This window comes from Silvimonas iriomotensis (genome assembly GCF_014645535.1).
GTDB lineage: Bacteria > Pseudomonadota > Gammaproteobacteria > Burkholderiales > Chitinibacteraceae > Silvimonas > Silvimonas iriomotensis.
On record NZ_BMLX01000001.1, the window covers coordinates 1,049,639 to 1,070,104 of the forward strand.

A 20,466-nucleotide genomic window follows, 5' to 3' on the forward strand; every position below is an offset into this window, starting at 1 on the left:
TGCGTTTGCATCGCCAGAACGGCGGATGGCGCAAGCCCTCCGCCGTTTTTGTTGCCAGCGCACGGGACGGGTGCCGCATGGATCACAACGCCGTTATAATTGCGATTTTCCCCAAGGCCCCGCGAGTATGTCACCCCGGCTTGACGGTCTGCACCCATACCCTTTTCAGAAGCTCAAAGCCCTGTTCCAGGGGGTTACGCCCAATCCGGCGCTCAAAGCCGTCAATCTGTCGATTGGCGAGCCAAAGCACGCCACGCCGGCGCTGATCAAGGATGCACTGATCAATCATCTGGACGGGTTGTCCGCCTATCCGGCCACCCTGGGTAGTGACAGCCTGCGCCAGGCCATCAGCCAGTGGATTGCCCGCCGGTACGATATCCCGGCCCCGAACGCGGCCACGCAGATCATTCCGGTCAACGGCAGCCGCGAGGCGCTGTTTTCGTTTGCGCAAGCCGTGATCGACACCAGCGGCAGCAGCAAGCCCGTGGTGATCTCGCCCAACCCGTTCTATCAGATTTATGAAGGTGCGGCGCTTCTGGCCGGCGCCGAGCCGTTTTACGTCAACTGCCTTGCGCAAAACCATTTCCAGCCGGACTGGGACCAGGTGCCGGAAGAAGTCTGGCAGCGCACCCAGCTTGTGTTTGTCTGCTCACCGGGCAACCCGACGGGTGCAGTCGCCTCGCTGGAAGACTGGCGTCGGCTGTTTGCCCTGTCTGACCGTTATGGCTTTGTGATCGCCAGCGACGAGTGTTACTCGGAAATCTATTTTGGCGACCAGCGCCCACTGGGCGGGCTGGAAGCCGCGCACAAACTGGGGCGTGATGATCGTCGCCTGGTTGTGTTCAGTTCGCTGTCAAAGCGCTCCAACGTCCCTGGCCTGCGTTCGGGCTTTGTAGCGGGAGACGCGCAGCTTCTGGGCAAGTTCTTGCTGTACCGCACTTACCACGGCTGCGCCATGAGCCCGTCGGTACAGGCGGCCAGTGAAGCAGGCTGGAATGACGAAGCGCATGTCATTGAAAACCGCGCCTTGTACGCCGCCAAATTTGCCGCCGTTACGCCAAAACTGGCCGAAGTGATGGATGTGGCACTGCCCGATGCGTCGTTCTATCTGTGGGCCGCTACGCCAATCAGCGATACGGAATTTGCGCGACGGCTCTATGCTGAACAACATGTGACCGTCCTGCCGGGTTCTTATCTGGCGCGTGAGGCCCACGGCATCAATCCGGGTGCCAACCGGGTGCGCATTGCGCTGGTGGCGCCGCTGGAAGACTGCGTGATCGCGGCTGAGCGCATCGTGCACTTTTGCAAGAATCTGTAATACCGGCCAGCATCTGCTGAGTCCGCTACATCACGCGCGGCCCGCTGCACGCCGCGCAGTTTCACCACCATTGAAAATAGACAGGAAAAAGCCATGAGCAATCTGCAGTCCGTGATCGAAACCGCGTTCGAGAACCGTGCCGAAATCAACCCTGGCAATGCCGCGGCCGAAGTACGCGATGCCGTCAACGAAGCCATCATCGGCCTCGACAAGGGTCTGTGGCGCGTGGCCGAAAAAGTGGACGGCCAATGGCAAACCAACCAGTGGCTGAAAAAAGCCGTACTGCTGTCGTTCCGCCTGAACGACAACGTACCCATGGCCGGCGGCTGCACCCAGTATTTTGACAAGGTGCCGAGCAAGTTTGCCGACTACACCGAAGCCGATTTCCGTGCCGGCGGTTTCCGTGTGGTGCCCAACGCCATTGCGCGTCGTGGCTCCTACATTGCCAAAAACGTGGTGCTGATGCCCTCCTATGTCAACATCGGCGCTTATGTCGATGAAGGCACCATGGTCGACACCTGGGCGACCGTGGGTTCTTGCGCGCAGATCGGCAAGAACGTGCACTTGTCCGGCGGCGTCGGCATCGGCGGCGTACTGGAGCCGCTGCAGGCCGGCCCGACCATCATTGAAGACAACTGCTTCATCGGTGCCCGTTCCGAAGTGGTGGAAGGCGTTGTGGTTGAAGAAGGCTCGGTCATCTCGATGGGCGTGTACATCGGCCAGTCCACCAAGATTTATGACCGCGAAACCGGCGAAGTCACCTACGGCCGCATTCCGGCTGGCTCGGTGGTGGTCTCCGGCAACCTGCCTTCCAAAGACGGCAGCTACAGCCTGTATTGCGCTGTGATCGTGAAGAAGGTCGATGCCAAGACCCGCGGCAAGGTCGGCATTAACGAACTTCTGCGCGGCATTTAATTCAAACGCAACCGTAGCCCGGGTTGGCACGCATTGCCCGCCCGGGTGTACGGCCGCGTTTGCGCACACCTGTCGGTGCGCCACACCGGTCACCCGTGATCTGATCACATTGAACAAGAGACTCGGTATCCACTCATGCCATTGATTCGCAAGCTCCTGCTCGCTGCTTTGCTTTCCTCCGGCCTTGTTTGCCTGGCCCACGCCGATACTGGCTTCCCGCAAGATAAAAGTGACCTGAAGGCAGACCCTGCCGTCACCTGGGGCACGCTTGATAACGGTGTGCGCTACGCCATCATGCCCAACGCCGAACCCAAAGGCCGCGCCAGCCTGCGCTTGCTGGTCAAAGCGGGTTCGCTCAATGAAACGGACGATCAGCAAGGGCTGGCGCACTTTCTTGAGCACATGGCGTTCAAGGGCAGCACGCACTACAAGCCGGGTACGCTGGTCAATTATTTCCAGCGCCTTGGCATGGGCATGGGCAGCGACGCCAACGCCAATACGGGCATGGATCGTACGGTGTATCAGCTGGAATTGCCGGATACCAAGCCGCACACACTACAAGAAGGCCTGCAGGTTTTTGCCGATTTCTCTGGCGGCCTGCTGTTGCAGCCAGACCAGATTGACAGCGAACGTGGCGTAATCCTGAGCGAAAAACGGGCACGTGATTCCGTGGCATTTCGCAGTTACAAGGCAGAAGTCGGCTTCTTGCTGCCAGGCTCCCTGCCCGCTGCGCGCATGCCGATCGGCCTTGATGACGTTATCCAGCAAAGCCGGCGCGACCGCTTTGTGGATCTGTACAACACCTGGTATCAGCCCGATCGCATTACGGTCGTGGCGGTGGGCGATCTCAACGTCAAACAGACCGTCGCGCTGATCCAGAAAGAATTTGGTGAACTGGCGCCACGCGCACCAGCCCGCCCGTATCCGGACCTCAAGATCCCGACCGCCATTCCGGGCACCGAGTTCGGTTATCACTATGAAGCGGATGCGCCGAACACCAGCATCAGCATCCAGACCCTGCAACCCTTCCCGGGCCAGGACAGTAGCGGCATCCGCCTGAGTGACCAGACGCTGCAACTGGCGCTGGACATGCTCTCGCGCCGCCTGGATATCCTGGCGCACAAGGAAAATTCGCCACTCAATGGCTCGTACGCTGGCGTGTACGACATGTTCCAGCAAGTGCGGATTGGCACCATTGGCGCCTCTGCCAAGCCGGAACAATGGCAAGCTGCACTGGCGCTGGTTGACCAGCAACTGCGCAGCGCGCTGGATCACGGTTTTACCGCGCAGGAACTGCAAGTGGCCGTCGCCAATCTGCGTACCGACCTGGATCAATCTGTCTCCAGCGCGGCAACACGCCGGTCCGACCGGCTGGCCGGCGCCATTACCGACGCGCTGAACGACGGCAATGTGTACACCTCGCCCGCGCAAGACAAGGCGCTGCTTGGCCCCTTGCTGGATAAAGTCACGCCAGAAGACTGCGTAGCCGCGCTGCGCAAGGCGTGGACGGGCGGTCGTCGCGTGTTTGTTTCCGGCAACGCCAAACTGGCTGATCCGCAAGCCGAGATCAAGGCCGCCTGGACACAAAGCCAGAGCGTCGCCACCACCAGCGGCGCAAACGACAACAACCTGAAATTCCCGTATACCGATTTTGGCCCGGCCGGCAAAGTGGTCTCGCAAAAGCGGCTGGCCGATCTGGATGTCACCCAGGTTACCTTCGCCAACGGCGTACGCCTGAACCTCAAGCAGACGCCTTTCCAGGCCAACACCATCAATGTGACGATGCGTGTCGGCGCCGGCCGCCTGACTGAACCAGCAGCAACCAAACCGGGCCTGGCATGGCTGACCTTGCTCACCTTCAAGGCGGGCGGTCTGGACAAACTGAGCATTGATGATCTGGATGCCGCCCTTGCCGGCAAGCAGGTCGGCATGGATTTCCGGGTTTCCAACGACGCCTTTACCTTTGGCGGCAGCACCAATCGGGACAACCTGCTGCTGCAGATGCAGTTGCTCACGGCATATCTGACGCATGCCGGCTATCGCCCTGAGGCGCTGACCATGGCACGCAAGGCGATTGTCGAAACCCAGGCTGAACTGACACACACGCCGGAAGGCTTGCTGCAGACGCGCATTGACTCTGAACTGGCCAATCATGACCCGCGTTTTGGCATTCCGGACGAGAAAGTGCTGATGTCGCGCACGCTTGACGAGGTCAAGAACTGGTTGCAGCCACAACTGGACAAAGGCCCGCTGGAAGTCTCCATCGTGGGCGATATTGATATCGACAAGACCATTGCCGCCGTCGCCCAGACGCTGGGTACGCTGCCGGATCGGGAAACCAAGCCTGACTATGCCAATCAGCGCATTGTCAATTTTCCGGATAAAGGTCTGAGCCAGCGCTTCACCGTTCCGACCGAAATCAACCGCGGTCTGGTGTATATCGTCTGGCCGGCAACGGACGGTCGCGACATCCATCTGGCCCGCCGTTTCAACCTGCTGGCAGAGGTTTTCAAGAACCGTTTGTGGGATACCATCCGCACGCAAATGGGCAGTTCGTACAGCCCGGAAGCCTTTGCCCAACTGAGCGAGACCTTCACGGGTTATGGCATGGTTGGCGTGCTGATCACGGTAGAACCTGAGCAAGCTGACAAAGTCACCGCCGCCGTGAAGAAAATCGCGGCCGACATGCAGGCGCATGGCGTGACCGATGACGAACTGGAGCGCGCCCGCGCCCCGATCCTGACCGGCATTCGCGATTCCGAGCGCACCAACGGCTACTGGCTGGGCACGGTGCTTAATGGCTCGCAGGAAATCCCGGCCCGGCTGGAATGGGCCCGTAGCCGCGCCAGCGACTATCAAAGCATCACCAAGGCTGATCTGGATTCGCTGGCCCGGCACTATCTGGTCAAGGATCGCAATTTCAGCTTTACCGTGGTGCCAGACCACAAGATCACCAGCAAATAACCGGTTGATCTGCAAACAAAAACGGCTGAGTGACTTGTTGTCATTCAGCCGTTTTTACATGCCCGGATTAATCGATTGACCAATCAGGGCCAGACCACTTTTTATTGTCAGAGCACCACGTCGCGCGTGACACCGTAGCGACGCAGAATGCGGCGCAGTTGCTCGAGCGCTTCAATCTGGATCTGGCGCACGCGTTCGCGGGTCAGATTCAGGCTGGCCGCCAGGTCTTCCAGGGTGCAGATTTCGTACCCGTTCAAACCGTAACGACGCTCGATAACCATGCGTTGCTTGTCGTTGAGCTGCTTGAGCCACTCGCGGACATAGCGCTCGATTTCCATGTTCTGCAGCAGTGTTTCAGGGCCTTCGTGCTGCTCGTCCGGAATCGATTCGCCAATGGTCAGCATCGGGTCGATATCCAGCGGCGCATCCAGCGATGCCACCCGCTCGTTCAGACCCATGACCCGGCGTACATCTTCCACCGGCTTGCCAACCAGCGCTGCCACCTCTTCCACCGTCGGTTCATGGCCCATGCGGGCTTCCAGGTGGCGCTGTGCGCGCAGATAAACGTTGAGTTCCTTGATGACGTGCACCGGCAGGCGGATCGTGCGCGACTGATTCATGATCGCGCGCTCGATACTCTGGCGAATCCACCAGGTGGCGTAGGTCGAAAAACGGAACCCGCGTTCCGGGTCAAACTTCTCCAGCGCATGCATCAGACCGATGTTGCCTTCCTCAATGAGGTCAAGCAGCGTCATGCCACGGTTGATGTAGTGCTTGGCGATGTTCACCACGAGCCGCAAATTGTGCTCGATCATCTTTTGCCGGGCCTGGAAATCACCCTGTACCACGCGACGAGCCAGGGCGCGCTCTTCATCCGGCGTCAACAACGGGCTATGGCCGATCTCATTCAGATAGATCTGAGTGACATCGCCAGTGCTTTCATAGACAGGAGCGTCTGCTTCCTCGGCAGCTGCAGCCTCCGCCTCACCTTCCCCTTCTGCTTCATTCTCGATTGACTCGAGGTCTTCTTCCTCAAGTAACGCTTCGTCTTCCAGGATATCGATTTGATCGTTCATGGTTAGTCTGAGTGGATGTATTTGGCTGGATCGACCGGTTTGCCAAATCTGCGGATTTCAAAATGCAGCTTGACCTGGTCGGCATCGGTATTGCCCATCTCCGCGATCTTTTCACCCTTCTTGACGATGTCGCCCTCCTTGACCAGCAACTTGCTGTTATGCGCATATGCGCTCAAGAACTCGGTGTTGTGCTTGATGATGATCATTTTGCCGTACCCGCGCAGGCCACTTCCGGCGTAGACCACCTTACCGGACGCTGACGCAACCACAGACTGCCCCATTTTCCCGAGAATATCAATACCTCTGCTTTCATCATTGAAAGCTTTGGCGGGTTGACCGGAAGTAGGCCAGATCCACTCAACATCAGCCGAAGCCGCATCCGCCGGAGCGGAAGCGGGCCCGGAAGCCGCTTTTACGTTACCTTTTGTAACACTATCGGACGATATCGCAGTTTCTGAAGTGACAGCCGGTCGGGTTGCCGCACTATTATCCGGCTGTGGTTTTGATACAACGGAAGGCCCTTCCGCCAGTGCTGCAATGGCGCTTGCGTTCTGTGCGCTATAGGGCAGCTTCATCGCCTTTGGATAACTTTTGTTCACGCTGGCAGGTGCTGCCGCCACGGCAGGCGCGGTACTGGCATCCTTGAGCGGGCGCGTTTCAACCCCGCCCGCCGCAGTGGCGGCATTTGCCGGCGGTGTCAACCGCAACACCTGCCCCACCTTGATGGCGTTCACATCGTCCAGATTGTTCCATGCCGCCAGGTCACGCCAGGCCACGCCATGATCCATGGCTATGCGATACAAACCATCCCCCTTCTGGACGGTATAGGTTTCACCGGAAGGAGCGAGCGCCGGCGGCGTGCTGGTCTGGGGCTTGGGCGTGGTGGTAGAGATCGCGGCAGGCGTGCTCTGCTGATAACGGTCAACAATGGGGGCCGGCTGGGTTGGCTGATTGGCGCAGGCGGCCAACAGCAACGCGGTGGCGGGGGCAATGAGACGCTGCCAGTTCACTCAATTTCTCCTTGGATTTTTTCTATCTGATGCTGCTTGCGGGCAATTGTTCTTGGCTTGTGTAACAACCGCATGTATGTAGCACTCACACGCCGCGCAGAGCCACCGCAAAATTCACGCCGTGCCAGGAAGCAGCGGCACAAACTTCACCCGTTCCAGCTTTTGCTCGACCGGTCCTTCCGGGGTGAGTTCGATCATGCGCAATTCTTGTGTCTCGCCACCGACCGGAAAAATCATCCGGCCACCGGGCTTGAGCTGGGCAATCATGGCCTCGGGCACGATCGGCGCGGCGGCGGTCAGCATGATCACGTCAAACGGGCCGCCATCAGGCAAGCCGCGGCTGCCGTCGCCATGACGCAAACGGGTATTGAGCACGCCCAGCGAGGCCAGACGATCTCGCGCTTGCCTGGCCAGACCGCCAATGCGTTCGATGGAATAAACAGTTTTGAAGAACTGCGCCAGCACTGTGGTCTGGTAACCGCAGCCGGTGCCGATTTCCAGCACCTTGTCGTGCTGCGGCGCGCCCAGCGCCAGTTCAGTCATGCGGGCAACAATATAAGGCTGAGAGATGGTCTGACCGTGGCCGATGGGCAAGGACATATCGTCATAGGCCTTGTGCGAGATGGCCTCGTCCACAAACGCGTGGCGTGGCACCTCACCCATGACCACCAGCACCTCGGGATGGGTAATGCCCTGACTTTTCAGGCGGTCTATCATGCGGCTGCGCGTGCGGGCTGATGTCATGCCCATACCGGGCACATTATTGAAATTCATGCGCATAGCCATTTCGAAACCGTCTCCAGTCCGGTATAGGCAGTGAGATCAATGGAAAGCGGCGTGACGGAGACAAACCCGTTCGCCACAGCATAAAAATCTGTTCCTTCACCGCAAACAGCGGCACTGCCTACCGGCCCGACCCACCAGATGAGGTCGCCGCGCGGGTTCTCGCTCTTGATCACCGATGCCGCGCGATGCCGGCGCCCCAGGCGGGTGGTGAGCTTGCCGCGGATTTCGTCATACGGCAGGTCAGGCACATTCACATTCAATAGCGTGGGCTGTTCGAACGGCTGCTTGATCACTTGCCGCACCAGATCACACGCCACACGGGCCGCCGTTTCAAAATGCTGTGGGTTGCGTGAGGCCAGCGAGAACGCCAGCGAGGTCACCCCCAGCAGATAACCCTCAGTCGCAGCCGCCACGGTGCCCGAGTAAATGGTGTCATCGCCCATATTGGCGCCATGATTGATGCCGGAGATCACCAGGTCAGGCAAGGTTTCCAACAAGCCGGTTGCGGCCAGGTGCACGCAATCGGTCGGCGTACCGTTCACATACAAAAATCCGTTCGGTGCCCTTCTCACGCTCAGCGGCCGATCCAGCGTCAAAGAATTGCTGGACCCGCTCCGGTCGCGCTCCGGTGCACAGATCATGACTTCGTGCTCATCCGCCAGGGCCTCGGCCAACGCCGCGATCCCGGTCGCGAAATACCCATCATCATTGGAAACTAATATACGCATGCGGCCTCCACTGCGGCGTATTCTAGCCGCATGCGCCTGGACGGCGAAGCGGCGGCAGAACGAGCGTTGCGTATTGCCGCCTTGCCGGAGGTACCGCGCGCTTGCAGCCCTTGTCTGGCGCGGCCTGGCGCTGTCAAGCGCACTGGCAGGCGGTGACGTGTCAATGCAGCGTGCGGGGTACGGAAAGAAGAAACTCGGGGATTTGCGCATCAAACAGCGTGCCGTCTGTGGTGCGCATCTGGTAACTGCCACGCATGGTGCCAACCGGGCACTCCAGTGTGGTGCCACTCATGTATTCAAAAGACTGGCCAGGTTCAAGCACGGGTTGCTCGCCGATCACGCCCAACCCGCTGACTTCCTGCTCACGCCCTTCCATGTCACGAATGATCCAGTGCCGCGAGATCAATTGCACGGTCACCGCGCTGCGATTGGTAATGGCAATCCGGTACGCAAAGACGTAGTGGTCTTCCGTCTCGTCGGACTGATCCGGGACGTAACTCGCATGCGGGACGATCTCGATAACGAACTCTGGCTTTTCGCTCATGGTTTATGCCTGTTTCAGGGTGATTTACATATTAGCAGCGCATGCGAACGGGCTGCATGTCTTATGCGATACAATCAGCCTGAGTGTCTTATCCATTTCACGGAGTTCTTCATGGCCGAATATCGCATTGCCCCCAGCATTCTTTCCGCAGACTTTGCCCGCCTGGGTGAAGAAGTGCGTAACGTCACCGAGGCCGGGGCCAGCCTGATCCACTTTGATGTGATGGACAATCACTACGTCCCCAACCTGACCATTGGCCCGCTGGTCTGTGAGGCGATCCGCCCGCACACCACGCTGCCGATCGACGTGCATCTGATGGTCAAGCCGGTGGACCGTATCATTCCGGATTTTGCCAAAGCCGGCGCCAATATCATCACCTTTCACCCGGAAGCGTCTGACCACATCGACCGCTCGCTGGGCCTGATCCGTGATCATGGCTGCCAGGCTGGCCTGGTATTCAACCCGGCCACATCGCTTGATTATCTGGACTACGTGCTGGACAAGGTCGACATGGTGTTGCTGATGTCGGTCAACCCGGGCTTTGGCGGTCAGTCGTTTATTCCGGAAATGCTGGAAAAAGCCCGCCAGGCGCGCGCCAAGCTGGACAAGTACAAAGACAAAACCGGTCGCCATATCCATCTGGAAATCGACGGTGGCGTAAAGATCGACAACATCGGCCAGATTGCGGCCGCCGGTGTCGACACCTTTGTGGCCGGTTCCGCCATCTTCGGGCATCCGGACTACCGCGCCATCATCAGCGCCATGCATCAGGAAATCGACCGCCACGTCAGCAAGTGAGCGCGCCATGGAAATCAAAGCCTTTGCATTTGATCTTGACGGCACGCTGGTCGATTCGATTGCCGATCTGGCCCGCGCCGCCAACGCTGCCCGGGCCGATCTGGGCCTGGCACCGCTGACCGAGGCCGTGGTGGCCAGTTACGTCGGCGACGGCGCATCCTCACTGGTCGCACGCACGCTGGCGGACGATCACGCCGCCGAATTCACCGGCACCGCCTTGCAAAAAGAGGCCATGAGCCACTTTGACATGCACTACAAGCAAGGTCTGACGATTGCCACCACGTTCTACCCGCAAGTGCAGATCACGCTGTCGCGCCTGCATGAGCGCGGTTTTCCGCTGGCCATTGTCACCAACAAGCCGGAGCGCTACACCCTGCCGCTGCTGCGTGAACTGGGCGTGAGCGAGCATTTTGAGGTCGTGGTTGCCGGCGACACCTTGCCGCAGAAAAAACCGTCGGCGGAACCCTTGCTGCACGTTGCCGCCCGGCTAGGTGTCAGCCCGAGCGAAATGCTGATGGTGGGCGACTCCAAAAACGACGTACTGGCTGCGCAAGCCGCCGGTTGCCCTGTGGTGGCGGTCAGTTACGGTTACGGCGGAAAGATGGATGACATGGGCGCCGATCGCGTCATTCAGCATTTTGCCGATCTGCTGGAATTCATCGACTAAGCCGTTTCCACCCGCACATAAAAAAAGGCGCTGTTGAGCGCCTTTTTTTATGTGCGGCACGCAGGATCAACGCTTGCGGTGGTAATCCACCCAGGCAAAGCGCGCGCCGCTGGCTTCATCCACCGCGGCTTCACGCGCGGTTTCCTGCCACACCTGGCGATCAAACTGCGGAAAATACGCATCGCCTTCCGGCGCCAGTTCAACCTCGGTCAGGTACAACGCATCTGCCAGTTCCAGCGATTGCCGATAGATTTCACCGCCGCCAATCACAAACACGCGCTCGAGGCCGTCGCACGCAGCCAGCGCAGCTTCGATGCTCGGCCAGGCTTCTGCGCCCTCAGCCTGCCAGTCGGCCTGGCGGGTAATCACCAGATTACGGCGGCCAGGCAATGGGCGGCCGAGCGAATCCCAGGTTTTGCGTCCCATCAGGATGGGCTGGCCCAGGGTGCGCGCCTTGAAGCGTTTCAGGTCTTCCGGCAGGCGCCACGGCAGGCGGTTTTCGATACCGATCACGCCATTGCTGCCCATGGCGGCAATCAGGACGACTTCGGGGCGTTGGCTCATGGCGACTCCGGTGCATGCAGTGCAGTAAAGGCGGCATTGTGGGCGAAGCTGCGCCCAAGGGCAACGCGCGCGCAATGGCCGCCAGGGGAATCGCCTAACAGGTACAATAGCGCTTTGATTGTCTGATACCGGATTTAACGCAATGACCGTGCAACCGCTCGACGACCAGGAATTCGATCGCCTGGATACTTTCCTGATGTGCCCGCGCACGCCTGAAGCCACCATGGATCTGGAAATGCTGGATGGTTTCCTGGTCGCGCTGACCATCGGCCCGGATGAAGTGCCTGAAGACGAATGGTTGCCGGCAGTGTTTGACGGTCAGGTGCCCGAGTTTTCCGACAAGGTCGAAGCCGACGACATCATGGATCTGATCCGTCGCCATGCGGCCACGGTGCGTGAGGCGTTTTCCGCCAAGAGCCGCGTGCGGCCGGGCGAAGAAGCGCTGTACTACCCGCTCATCCTCAATGACGAAGGTCTGGATGAAAAATGGCAGGAAACCGTTGGCCAGTACTGGGCTTCCGGTTTTCATGCCGGCGTGGCCGTGCGCGAAGAAGCCTGGCAAGGCGCAATGGATGAGAACGATGACTTCTACAACACCATCGCCCGCATTCTGGCGGTGGAACTGGGCCATGACCCGGATGATGAAGAAGAAAAGAAACTCACCATCAAGCAACGCCAGGATCGGCTGGATGAATTGCCGTGGCTGATTGAAGAACTGATGTACTACTGGCTGGAACAACGCTTTGGCAAGGTTGAAACCGTCAAGAACGAAGAACCCAAAGTCGGCCGCAATGACCCCTGCCCGTGCGGCAGCGGCAAGAAATTCAAGAAGTGCCACGGCGCCTGATTGCGCCAGCCTGCGCGCAACCCGGCGGCAACTGCACCGGGTTGTACTTGATCATTCCATCTACTGACTACTGATCCCGCCCATGTACCGTCTTGTTATCCAGGCTCCGGAAATCGAAACCCCGAACCTCAAGCAACTGGCGCGCCTGTCTGGCGCTGGGGAAATCCAGGCCGTGAATCAGCAGGCATTCCATCTGATTGGCGCCGATATCGGCAACACGGAAGCCGTCGCTGATTTTTGCGAATCCATCCAGCATGACTGGGCGTTTATTCCGGAAGACACCCGGGTGGGCGATATCGGCCTTGTGGTCATGGATATGGACTCGACCCTGATCACCATCGAGTGCATCGACGAGATTGCCGACATGGTCGGCATCAAGCCGCAGGTGGCCGAGATTACCGCGGCCGCCATGCGTGGCGAACTGGATTTCAAGGAAAGCCTGACCCGCCGCGTGGCCTTGCTGGCCGGGCTGGACGCCAGCGCGCTGCAACGCGTTTACGACGAACGCCTGAAGCTGATGGCGGGCGCTGAAGCCATGCTCAAGGGCTTTCAGGCTGCCGGTGCAAAGACGCTGCTGATTTCCGGCGGTTTCACCTTCTTTACCAGCAAACTGCAAACCCGCCTGAATCTGACCCGCACCATTGCCAATGAACTGGAAATCATCGACGGCAAGCTCACCGGCCGGGTGATTGGCGATATCGTCGACGCCCAGCGCAAAAAGAGCGAATTGATCCGCATGCGTGAGGAACTGGGCCTGCGGCCTGATCAGGTGGTTGCCATGGGCGATGGCGCCAATGACCTGCCCATGCTGCACGAGGCCGGTTACGGCGTAGCCTGCCATGCCAAACCCAAGGTTCAGGCTGAAGCGCCCTACTGCATCAACTTTGTCGGGCTTGATGGCGTGCTCAATTACTTTGTGACGCCATAAGCAGCAGGTTTGCCCCAACAAAAAAGCGCCCGGATCGGCGCTTTTTTGTTGACTGCGGGCCCCTCAAGACAAGGCTTTTTGTCGATCCTGCGCCAGAAAGGCCAGAAATGCCGCCGCCGGCATCGGCTTGCCAAACAACCAGCCCTGCCCGGACTGCACGCCATGCGCCTGCAACCATTGTGCCTGGTCCTCGCTCTCGACGCCTTCGGCAATTATTTTCAGCTTGAGTGCGTGGCCGATCTCGACAATATGCGGCGCAACACTGGCCGTGGCCGCCTCAGTGCCGACCGTATCGATAAACGATTTGTCGATCTTGAGCACATCAACCTGAAAGGTCTGCAGATACGACAGCCCGGAATAGCCGGTACCAAAGTCGTCAATCAACACCTTGTGCCCGGCGGCCCGCAGTTTGCCGATCACTTCCTGCGCGCTGTTTACATCCATGAACCCGCGTTCGGTCGCTTCAATGGCCAGACGGGCAGATTCAATTCCCGCCTGCGGCAGCTTGTGCGCCAGCACCTGGATGAACCGGTCTGTACTCAGGTCGATGGCGGCCAGGTTGATCGAAACGTAAAGATCACTCCGCAATTGCAGCAGCGTCGCCATATCGGCGCAGATCAACTCCAGCACAAGGTCAGTCATGGGCTGGATCAGGCCGTTGTCTTCGGCCAGCGGCACAAACACATCGGGCCGGATCATGGTGCCGTGCTGCTGCGGCCAGCGCACCAGGGCTTCTGCACCAATACACCGTCTGCTGGCCAGATCAACAATGGGCTGGTAATGCATGACCAGCCGTTTACGGCGGATGGCATCGCGCAACTGGCCCACCATGGAGCCGCGGCTGCGAATGAACATCAGCATGGCCGCGGCCGCCGCCAGCCCCAGCAAAATACCCAGCGGCAACCAGATGCGCAAACTGGCATACCAGTGCCGCATCAGATTGCCAGTGGGCTCTCCGGCCACCACCGCAAACGGATACTGCGTGGATTTGACCATCACATAATAATTGCCGTCCGCCTGCCGTGAACCGGGGTCCTTGTAGCCCATCAGGGCGTACTCCGGTTTCACGTTGTGCCAGGACGCAACCACTTCATTGGTCGCCGTGCCGACCAGCGACAAGGACAGACTCGGGTCCTCCACCACCACATCAACCAGTGAATCCGGGTCGATCAGCACGGCGTTGCGCTCATCGGCGATCATCAGCATAGGGTTGCCGGTGTCTTCGATGTCATACGCATTGAGCCAGACCCGATAGCGCGGGCCTTGCCAGGACGGCTGCTTGAGGCGGGCTTGTGGCTGCAGTCGCCCCAGCATGGCGCCGCACATGACATACTGGCCGTCGCGCAGCGTAACGATGTTCTGCACGTAGCGATGCATCAGCGCCACGCGGCGCATGTCTTGCAGGTATTCATCGCCGCAGGTATCCGCATCAATGCGCTTCATCTGTTCCAGCGCGTCACGGGCGTTGGTGTACACCATCTCTACGCGGGACAGGCCGCGCCGGGCGTAGAGCACCAGCGCATCGTATTCACGCGCCTGTGCGCGTTGTTCCGCAACAAAGGTCATGATGCCGACCGGAATGATCGCCACCGCAATGATTCCCAACACCAACAACACCACATAAGAATGCTGCAGCAACGATCTGCGCGAGGGCATCTGCATGAATACGCAATTCCAGAATATCGCCACGACACGGGCGAGGCTGTGAAAATCGGGCCGCCAGAGCGCGGCGGCACTCTCAATTCATAGCCAGCAAATGTCTCTCTTACCTGGAAACATGCATGACGATTGCGCTGGCACCGTAAATCCCCTGTTATGCTTGAGCGCTTTCGTTCCCGATACAGGCAGTTTGCGCATGAAATCCTCGTCACAAGGCGGTCTGGTTTATTCCACAGAGCATGGCCGCATGTGTCCGGATTGCCGCCAGCCCGAGGCGCAATGCATTTGCAAACCAGCGCAACCCACCGGCTTTGCCGACGGCGTAATCCGGGTCATGCGCGAGACCAAGGGCCGCAAGGGAAAAGGCGTAACGCTGATCAAGGGCGCCGTCATGGACGCCGCCAGCCTGACCACGCTGGCGCGCCAACTCAAGGCCGTGTGCGGCTCCGGCGGCACCATCAAGGATGGCGTGATTGAAATCCAGGGCGATCACGTAGAACTGGTGCTGGCCGAACTGAAAAAACGCAACCTTGCCGCCAAACGCGCGGGTTAGCGGTAAAAGCGCGCGGTCAGCGTTGGCCCAAACACGTTGATCAGCAAACCCAGCATCACAATCAACCCGCCCAGCCATTGCAGCGCAGAAAGACGTTCCCCCAATGCCAGCGCGGCGGTCACCACCCCGATGACGGGCACCAGCAAGGTCAGCGGCGCAATCTGCCGCACCGGGTGATGCGCCAGCAAGCGGCCCCACAACCCATAGCCCATGCAGGTAGCGACATACGCCAGGTACAACAGTGCCAGCACGCTACTCCAGCCGGGGCTGGCCAGACTGGCGGTGATGCGGGCCGGGCCTTCCAGCCACAACGACAACAACAGAAACGGAATCGGCGGCACCAGCGCACCCCAGATTACGAGACTGAGCGGATTGACCGCGCCGGCACGTTTGACTGCCAGATTGCCGCAGGCCCAGGACAGCGCCGCCAGCAAGGTCAGCACAAAACCGAAGCCAGTAAACCCAGCATGCCCTTGCAGGCCAATCAGGGCCAGCCCGGTCGCCGCAACCACCAGACCCGCCATATTGTGCCAACGCACCGGCTCGCCAAACAGCACGGCGGCCAGCAATACGGTAAAGAACGCCTGCGCCTGCAACACCAGGGAGGCCAGCCCGGCCGGCATGCCGACGTACAAAGCGGTAAACAGGAAGGCAAACTGCCCCAGGCTGATTGTCGCGCCATAGGCCAGCAGCAAACGCCATGAAATCTGCGGGCGCGGCACAAAGAACACGGCCGGAAACGCCACCAGCGTAAAGCGCAAGGCGCCCAGCAGCATGGGTGGTACGCCGTGCAGGCCAAACTTGATCACCACAAAATTGACGCCCCACACAAACACCACCACCAGCGCCGACAACCAGTCCTTCGCCTGCATGCATCCGCTCCGTCCAAAGGGGCTCCAGTATGCCGGGTGACTGTTTGCCCCACTATCGGGTGCAGCCGGCGGCGTCTAGAATCTGCAACACGTTTCTGCCCGAGACAAGTATCCGGCCAGGGCGGCACTGCTTGAACCTTTTTGTGCCAACCCGATCAACGGATAAAAACGGAACCCGCCGCATGCTCAAGAAAACATGGTTTATCGCCCTGCCGCTGGCTTTGACGCTGGCTGCCCCCTGCTTTGCTGCAGACACCCTGACCGTCAGCCAGGCCTGGGCCCGGGCAACACCGCCGGGCGCAAGCACCGCAGCGGCCTATTTCATCATCAAAAACGAGGGTGCCACGACCGACAGCATTGTGGGTGCGCGCACCAGCGTGGCCGATGACGCTTCTGTGCATGAAATGAAAATGGCGAACGGCATGATGCAGATGCGTGCCGTGCCGAAGCTGGATATCCCTGCCAAAGCCAGCGTCACATTCAGCCCGCAGGGTTATCACGTGATGCTGACCGGGCTGAAAGCACCGCTCAAGGAAGGCAGCCACTTCAAGCTCTCGCTGGCGTTGCAGCGTGGTGGCAGCATTGATGTGAATGTCGATGTACTGGGCCTTGGCGCGACCGAATTCTCGCACAGCCATTAAACCTGCTCGCCCGGTCATGAAAAAAGCCGCCAGGAAGGCGGCTTTTTTCATCCGGCAGCAGAACCAGCGTTAGTCCAGTTGCTCCAGGTAAACCCCTTCCGGCAACAACGTGCCTATGGGCGCGGGGCAAAAATACGCCCAGGCTTGTACTTGCGAGCCATCCGGCGCGTGCACCGCAATGCGTTCGCGCGCATACCATTCAGGATGGCGCTCCAGCACATCCAGATGCGCCAGCTGATCCGCATCCACGCGATACAACTCGCCCGTCACCGGATAGCGTGATTCGCCCTTGAACAGAAACGGAATCCGTTGCTCCAGATAAAGCGCATAGCTGGCCACGGTGCGGGCTGCACCCAGGCACGGCGTTCCGCGCATCCAGTGATGGTTGCGGCAACCTTGTTTCAAGGTGCCGTATACAAAGACATAGCCATCATCGGCCGCAGTGCTGTTGTGGGTCATCGGGTGGGGACACGCGTGTAGTTGTCGGGCAGATCAAACGGCTTGCTGTTCTGATCCGTTGCCGGGGCAGCAGTAGCCGGGGCGGCGGCCGGTGGCTCCATGTCATCGACCGTCGACGCTGGCGGCACCTTGCTGATGGCGGGCGCTGGCGCAGCGGGCGGGATGGCGGTGGTCGCATCGGCAATCGCCAAGGGCTGGCTTTCCCGGCAATCGTCATCGTCAAAACACACTTGCACGGCCATATGCACCGGCGCTTCGGTGCGCAGGATGCGCACCTTGCCGCAGTAACTGCGCGTACTGCTGACGGTCTGGGCCGCTTCTTCCACACCTTGCGGGCATTGCACGGCGCGCTTCTGGATATCGCCAAACGCCGTTCTGGCATCCGTATCGAACAACTGCCAGCGCAACGGCGCATTGGGCGCAGCGGCAACCGGCAAGGACCAGGCCAGGATGTACGAATCTGCCGTCGTACCACTGAGCGCCAGTTGCGGCACCACGCTGGAAGGTTGCGCGCTGACGACTTCCACGGCGTAAACGTCGCTGGGGGTACAGGCCAGTTTGGTACACAGCCGCACGCTCAATTGATGCTTGCCCGGTGCAAGCCCGGTCAGCGTGGTTTCGCCCATCTGGCTGTGCGCGTCGTCTTCACCAAAAGCACTGGATTCAAACAGCACTTTTTTATCGTCCAGCACCTGCCAGTAATGGCCGGGCGTACCCCACCACAAATGCCAGGTGAGCTTGATCGGCTCGCCAGTGGTCACGGTGGGCAGCCATTCGATTTCTGGTGCGGAAGGCTTGCCGTCGCCCTTGGCGCCACCCACCCAGGTGTTGGCGCCCAGCAAAGTGCAGACCGGTTCGTTTTTGGTACCCGTGTTGCACAGGCGGATCTGCAGTTCGTGCCGGCCTGGCGCCAGATCGGTCAGGGTGTACACGCCGCTTTGCACCGAGACCGCTTTGGCAGCGCTGTCTTTGCTGGTGAGCAACGTGCGCTGGGTAAAGCTTTGCGTGCGCACGCGCAATTCGCCGTTATCCCAGATTTCCCAATACTGGGCCGTGGTCCCGAAATTGATATCCCAGCCTATGGTCAGCTGATTGCCCGGCAGCGATGCGGGCACCTCGTCCATCGCCGGTTTGATCGGCGGCTCTACGCTGGGCGCGGGAATGGACTGACCCGGGTATTGCATGGCCGGCAAGGCCTGAATGGATGGGTCGTTGGCCGGCGCTGCGGGCGGCGCTTCCACATCAATGCAATCGACCATGCCGCCGCTGGCCGGCTTGCAGGCCCGGTTGCCGCTGCTGGCAGCTTCCTGCGGCGTCATCAAGGTTGCTTGCGCCACGGCGCAGCAGAACCAGCACAGAACACAGAACACCAACCGCTGCAGGGTCAAATCCATGTCTCCGTCAAAGCGCCGGATGCCGGCGCGGGCGTTTTACTCGCAATGCTCCAGTTGCAACTGCAAAATGCGTTCGCCACGAAACTCGTTGATGCTGATCGAGAACACGGCGGTGACTTTATCCGGCAAGGCTTGCGGGCTGCCAAAGCGGATGCCATCAAGCACCATGCCAAAGCGGGTGGCCAGCTTCACCTTGAGGTGACGTTCACCGACCACACGTTGTTCCAGCACCCGGAACTCGTCATGAAAGCGTGGCGCCGGAAAACCCTGACCCCACACCTGGTGATCCAGCCGCGCGACCACCTCCATGTTGTAGCTTTCTTCCGGCAAGGCGCCATCGGTTTCGATAATGCGCTCCAGCGCCGTCGCCGGCATCAACTCCCGGCACACGGCCTCAAACGCTTGCTGGAAGCGCGCAAAGTCTTCGGTACGCAGGCTCAGGCCCGCCGCCATGGCGTGCCCGCCAAACTTCAGGATCAAGCCTTCATGACGCTTTGATACCAGATCCAGCGCATCACGCAGATGCAGGCCGGGAATCGAGCGGCCAGAGCCTTTGATCTCGCCCTCGCCCCCATCGGCAAACACCAGCGTAGGCCGGTGAAACTGTTCCTTGACGCGGGAGGCCACAATCCCGACCACGCCCTGGTGCCAGTCTGCGCGGTACAAACAGATGCTCCAGCTATCTGCCACATTGACGCTGGCCAGAATGGCCTCGGCCTCGTCGCGCATGCCGGCTTCGATATCCCGGCGCGCGCGGTTCATCTGATCCAGCTCGCTCGCCAGCGGCAAGGCGGATTGCTCTGATCCCGCCAGCAAGCAGGCAATGCCCAGGCCCATGTCATCAAGCCGCCCGGCCGCATTCAGCCGTGGCCCCAGCGTAAAGCCCAGATCAAAACAACTGGCCCGATGCGGGTTGCGGCCAGCGGCATTGAATAAAGCCAGCACACCGGCACTGGCCTTGCCGCTACGCATGCGCTTGAGTCCATGTTCAACCAGAATGCGGTTATTGGCATCAAGACGCACCACGTCGGCCACCGTACCCAGCGCAACCAGGTCCAGCAGTTGCCCCAGATTGGGTTCCGGCTGGCTGGCAAAAACGCCGCGGCTGCGCATCTCGGCCCGGGTCGCCATCAGTACATAGAACATCACGCCGCAGCCGGCCAGGTTCTTGGACGGAAAGTCACAACCGGGCTGGTTGGGATTCACGATCAGCGCATCAGGCAGGTGCTCGCCCGGCAGATGGTGATCGGTAATCAGGACATCAATGCCGCGCGCTTTGGCCGCAGCCACGCCCGCCACGCTGGCAATGCCGTTGTCCACGGTCAGGATCAGGTCTGGCGATTGCTGCGCTGCCAGTTCGACAATCTCTGGCGTCAGGCCGTAGCCGTATTCAAAGCGGTTGGGCACCACAAAGCCGATGGTCGCACCCAGCATGCCGAGGCCCTTCATGCCAACGGCACAGGCCGTGGCGCCATCGGCATCGTAATCGGCCACGATCAGGATGCGTTCCTTGCGGGCGATCGCATCGGCAAGGCGCACGGCGGCGGCAGCGGCCCCTTTCAGTTGCGCCCACGGGATCAACCGCGTCAGGTCATATTCAAGCTCATGCTCATCACCGATACCGCGCGCGGCGTACAGGCGCGCTTCAAGCGCCGAATACCCGGCATGGCGCAAGCGGCTTTCCAGTTGTTCAGGCACGACTCTGGGCTGGATTTGGGGCATGGTCAGATCACCGGTTGCAAT

Annotated in this window: 20 protein-coding genes; 9 read left to right on the plus strand and 11 right to left on the minus strand. The window is 60.0% G+C overall.

The genetic code is table 11. The annotated features are described in order from the left end of the window. The first annotated feature begins 127 nt into the window (after positions 1-127). The 3 genes from dapC to IEX57_RS04600 all read left to right on the plus strand — a co-directional run bounded on the left by dapC (position 128) and on the right by IEX57_RS04600 (position 5,197). Positions 128-1,318 carry a succinyldiaminopimelate transaminase gene (gene dapC / locus IEX57_RS04590; protein ID WP_188702780.1) on the plus strand — a complete coding sequence of 397 codons (1,191 nt, stop codon included), beginning with the start codon at positions 128-130 and terminating at the stop codon, positions 1,316-1,318. Positions 1,319-1,411: 93 nt separating this feature from the next. Further along, positions 1,412-2,233, plus strand: coding sequence for a 2,3,4,5-tetrahydropyridine-2,6-dicarboxylate N-succinyltransferase (gene dapD / locus IEX57_RS04595; protein WP_188702782.1), 822 nt, complete (start codon positions 1,412-1,414; stop codon positions 2,231-2,233). Between the two features lie 135 nt (positions 2,234-2,368). Then, positions 2,369-5,197 carry a M16 family metallopeptidase gene (locus tag IEX57_RS04600; RefSeq protein WP_188702784.1) on the plus strand — a complete coding sequence of 943 codons (2,829 nt, stop codon included), beginning with the start codon at positions 2,369-2,371 and terminating at the stop codon, positions 5,195-5,197. A 107-nt stretch (positions 5,198-5,304) separates the two neighbouring features. On the opposite strand, the gene rpoS is transcribed toward IEX57_RS04600, so the two are convergent. From rpoS to apaG, 5 genes are all read right to left on the minus strand, one after another. Next, a complete protein-coding gene (gene rpoS / locus IEX57_RS04605; protein WP_188702786.1) occupies positions 5,305-6,273 on the minus strand; it encodes an RNA polymerase sigma factor RpoS in 969 nt (322 codons plus the stop codon). Positions 6,274-6,275: 2 nt separating this feature from the next. Beyond that, positions 6,276-7,283, minus strand: coding sequence for a peptidoglycan DD-metalloendopeptidase family protein (locus tag IEX57_RS04610; RefSeq protein WP_188702788.1), 1,008 nt, complete (start codon positions 7,281-7,283; stop codon positions 6,276-6,278). Positions 7,284-7,397: 114 nt separating this feature from the next. Continuing rightward, positions 7,398-8,057: a protein-L-isoaspartate(D-aspartate) O-methyltransferase gene (locus IEX57_RS04615; protein ID WP_229708719.1), complete on the minus strand. Its 660-nt coding sequence runs from the start codon at positions 8,055-8,057 to the stop codon at positions 7,398-7,400. Further along, a complete protein-coding gene (surE, locus tag IEX57_RS04620) occupies positions 8,054-8,797 on the minus strand; it encodes a 5'/3'-nucleotidase SurE (RefSeq protein WP_188702793.1) in 744 nt (247 codons plus the stop codon). Before surE ends, IEX57_RS04615 begins: the two co-directional genes overlap by 4 nt. Positions 8,798-8,957: 160 nt before the next feature. Next, positions 8,958-9,341, minus strand: coding sequence for a Co2+/Mg2+ efflux facilitator ApaG/CorD (apaG, locus tag IEX57_RS04625; protein WP_188702795.1), 384 nt, complete (start codon positions 9,339-9,341; stop codon positions 8,958-8,960). Positions 9,342-9,452: 111 nt separating this feature from the next. Here apaG and rpe point away from each other — a divergent pair, with 111 nt between their 5' ends. Together rpe and IEX57_RS04635 are read left to right on the plus strand one after the other, a co-directional pair. Next, on the plus strand, positions 9,453-10,139 hold the full coding sequence (gene rpe / locus IEX57_RS04630; protein WP_188702797.1) for a ribulose-phosphate 3-epimerase: 687 nt from the start codon (positions 9,453-9,455) through the stop codon (positions 10,137-10,139). A gap of 7 nt (positions 10,140-10,146) precedes the next feature. Next, positions 10,147-10,806, plus strand: coding sequence for a phosphoglycolate phosphatase (locus IEX57_RS04635; protein WP_188702800.1), 660 nt, complete (start codon positions 10,147-10,149; stop codon positions 10,804-10,806). A gap of 66 nt (positions 10,807-10,872) precedes the next feature. Here the strand turns inward: IEX57_RS04635 and IEX57_RS04640 are convergent, their stop codons facing one another. Further along, positions 10,873-11,370 carry a dihydrofolate reductase gene (locus IEX57_RS04640; protein ID WP_188702802.1) on the minus strand — a complete coding sequence of 166 codons (498 nt, stop codon included), beginning with the start codon at positions 11,368-11,370 and terminating at the stop codon, positions 10,873-10,875. Between the two features lie 142 nt (positions 11,371-11,512). On the opposite strand from IEX57_RS04640, the gene IEX57_RS04645 reads away from it, so the two are divergent. Together IEX57_RS04645 and serB are read left to right on the plus strand one after the other, a co-directional pair. Further along, positions 11,513-12,217, plus strand: a complete 705-nt coding sequence (locus tag IEX57_RS04645; protein WP_188703470.1) for a UPF0149 family protein — start codon at positions 11,513-11,515, stop codon at positions 12,215-12,217. 82 nt (positions 12,218-12,299) lie between these two features. Further along, entirely contained in the window at positions 12,300-13,145 is an 846-nt protein-coding gene (serB, locus tag IEX57_RS04650; protein WP_188702804.1) for a phosphoserine phosphatase SerB, read from the plus strand. A gap of 63 nt (positions 13,146-13,208) precedes the next feature. On the opposite strand, the gene IEX57_RS04655 is transcribed toward serB, so the two are convergent. Further along, complete coding sequence (locus IEX57_RS04655; RefSeq protein ID WP_188702806.1) at positions 13,209-14,807, minus strand: EAL domain-containing protein; 1,599 nt, start codon at positions 14,805-14,807, stop codon at positions 13,209-13,211. Between the two features lie 193 nt (positions 14,808-15,000). On the opposite strand from IEX57_RS04655, the gene IEX57_RS04660 reads away from it, so the two are divergent. Next, on the plus strand, positions 15,001-15,357 hold the full coding sequence (locus tag IEX57_RS04660; RefSeq protein ID WP_188702808.1) for a translation initiation factor Sui1: 357 nt from the start codon (positions 15,001-15,003) through the stop codon (positions 15,355-15,357). On the opposite strand, the gene IEX57_RS04665 is transcribed toward IEX57_RS04660, so the two are convergent. Beyond that, positions 15,354-16,229, minus strand: coding sequence for an EamA family transporter (locus IEX57_RS04665; protein ID WP_188702810.1), 876 nt, complete (start codon positions 16,227-16,229; stop codon positions 15,354-15,356). The two genes, IEX57_RS04660 and IEX57_RS04665, sit on opposite strands and share 4 nt — an antisense overlap. Positions 16,230-16,411: 182 nt before the next feature. On the opposite strand from IEX57_RS04665, the gene IEX57_RS04670 reads away from it, so the two are divergent. After that, on the plus strand, positions 16,412-16,870 hold the full coding sequence (locus IEX57_RS04670) for a copper chaperone PCu(A)C (protein ID WP_188702811.1): 459 nt from the start codon (positions 16,412-16,414) through the stop codon (positions 16,868-16,870). A 69-nt stretch (positions 16,871-16,939) separates the two neighbouring features. On the opposite strand, the gene IEX57_RS04675 is transcribed toward IEX57_RS04670, so the two are convergent. From IEX57_RS04675 to recJ, 3 genes are read right to left on the minus strand one after another with little or no spacing between them, the layout of a single operon-like run. Beyond that, complete coding sequence (locus tag IEX57_RS04675; protein WP_188702813.1) at positions 16,940-17,329, minus strand: gamma-glutamylcyclotransferase family protein; 390 nt, start codon at positions 17,327-17,329, stop codon at positions 16,940-16,942. Beyond that, positions 17,326-18,723: a chitinase N-terminal domain-containing protein gene (locus tag IEX57_RS04680; protein ID WP_188702815.1), complete on the minus strand. Its 1,398-nt coding sequence runs from the start codon at positions 18,721-18,723 to the stop codon at positions 17,326-17,328. The genes IEX57_RS04675 and IEX57_RS04680 overlap by 4 nt, the downstream gene beginning before the upstream one ends. Before the next feature lie 36 nt (positions 18,724-18,759). Then, a complete protein-coding gene (gene recJ, locus IEX57_RS04685; protein ID WP_188702817.1) occupies positions 18,760-20,445 on the minus strand; it encodes a single-stranded-DNA-specific exonuclease RecJ in 1,686 nt (561 codons plus the stop codon). Between the last annotated feature and the right edge of the window lie 21 nt (positions 20,446-20,466).

Coding starts and splice junctions, on each gene's coding strand:
- dapC (WP_188702780.1), top strand. CDS start 128: ATGTCACCCCGGCTTGACGGTCTGCACCCATACCCTTTTCAGAAGCTC.
- dapD (WP_188702782.1), top strand. CDS start 1,412: ATGAGCAATCTGCAGTCCGTGATCGAAACCGCGTTCGAGAACCGTGCC.
- IEX57_RS04600 (WP_188702784.1), top strand. CDS start 2,369: ATGCCATTGATTCGCAAGCTCCTGCTCGCTGCTTTGCTTTCCTCCGGC.
- rpoS (WP_188702786.1), bottom strand. CDS start 6,273: ATGAACGATCAAATCGATATCCTGGAAGACGAAGCGTTACTTGAGGAA.
- IEX57_RS04615 (WP_229708719.1), bottom strand. CDS start 8,057: ATGAATTTCAATAATGTGCCCGGTATGGGCATGACATCAGCCCGCACG.
- surE (WP_188702793.1), bottom strand. CDS start 8,797: ATGCGTATATTAGTTTCCAATGATGATGGGTATTTCGCGACCGGGATC.
- apaG (WP_188702795.1), bottom strand. CDS start 9,341: ATGAGCGAAAAGCCAGAGTTCGTTATCGAGATCGTCCCGCATGCGAGT.
- rpe (WP_188702797.1), top strand. CDS start 9,453: ATGGCCGAATATCGCATTGCCCCCAGCATTCTTTCCGCAGACTTTGCC.
- IEX57_RS04635 (WP_188702800.1), top strand. CDS start 10,147: ATGGAAATCAAAGCCTTTGCATTTGATCTTGACGGCACGCTGGTCGAT.
- IEX57_RS04640 (WP_188702802.1), bottom strand. CDS start 11,370: ATGAGCCAACGCCCCGAAGTCGTCCTGATTGCCGCCATGGGCAGCAAT.
- IEX57_RS04645 (WP_188703470.1), top strand. CDS start 11,513: ATGACCGTGCAACCGCTCGACGACCAGGAATTCGATCGCCTGGATACT.
- serB (WP_188702804.1), top strand. CDS start 12,300: ATGTACCGTCTTGTTATCCAGGCTCCGGAAATCGAAACCCCGAACCTC.
- IEX57_RS04655 (WP_188702806.1), bottom strand. CDS start 14,807: ATGCAGATGCCCTCGCGCAGATCGTTGCTGCAGCATTCTTATGTGGTG.
- IEX57_RS04660 (WP_188702808.1), top strand. CDS start 15,001: ATGAAATCCTCGTCACAAGGCGGTCTGGTTTATTCCACAGAGCATGGC.
- IEX57_RS04665 (WP_188702810.1), bottom strand. CDS start 16,229: ATGCAGGCGAAGGACTGGTTGTCGGCGCTGGTGGTGGTGTTTGTGTGG.
- IEX57_RS04670 (WP_188702811.1), top strand. CDS start 16,412: ATGCTCAAGAAAACATGGTTTATCGCCCTGCCGCTGGCTTTGACGCTG.
- IEX57_RS04675 (WP_188702813.1), bottom strand. CDS start 17,329: ATGACCCACAACAGCACTGCGGCCGATGATGGCTATGTCTTTGTATAC.
- IEX57_RS04680 (WP_188702815.1), bottom strand. CDS start 18,723: ATGGATTTGACCCTGCAGCGGTTGGTGTTCTGTGTTCTGTGCTGGTTC.
- recJ (WP_188702817.1), bottom strand. CDS start 20,445: ATGCCCCAAATCCAGCCCAGAGTCGTGCCTGAACAACTGGAAAGCCGC.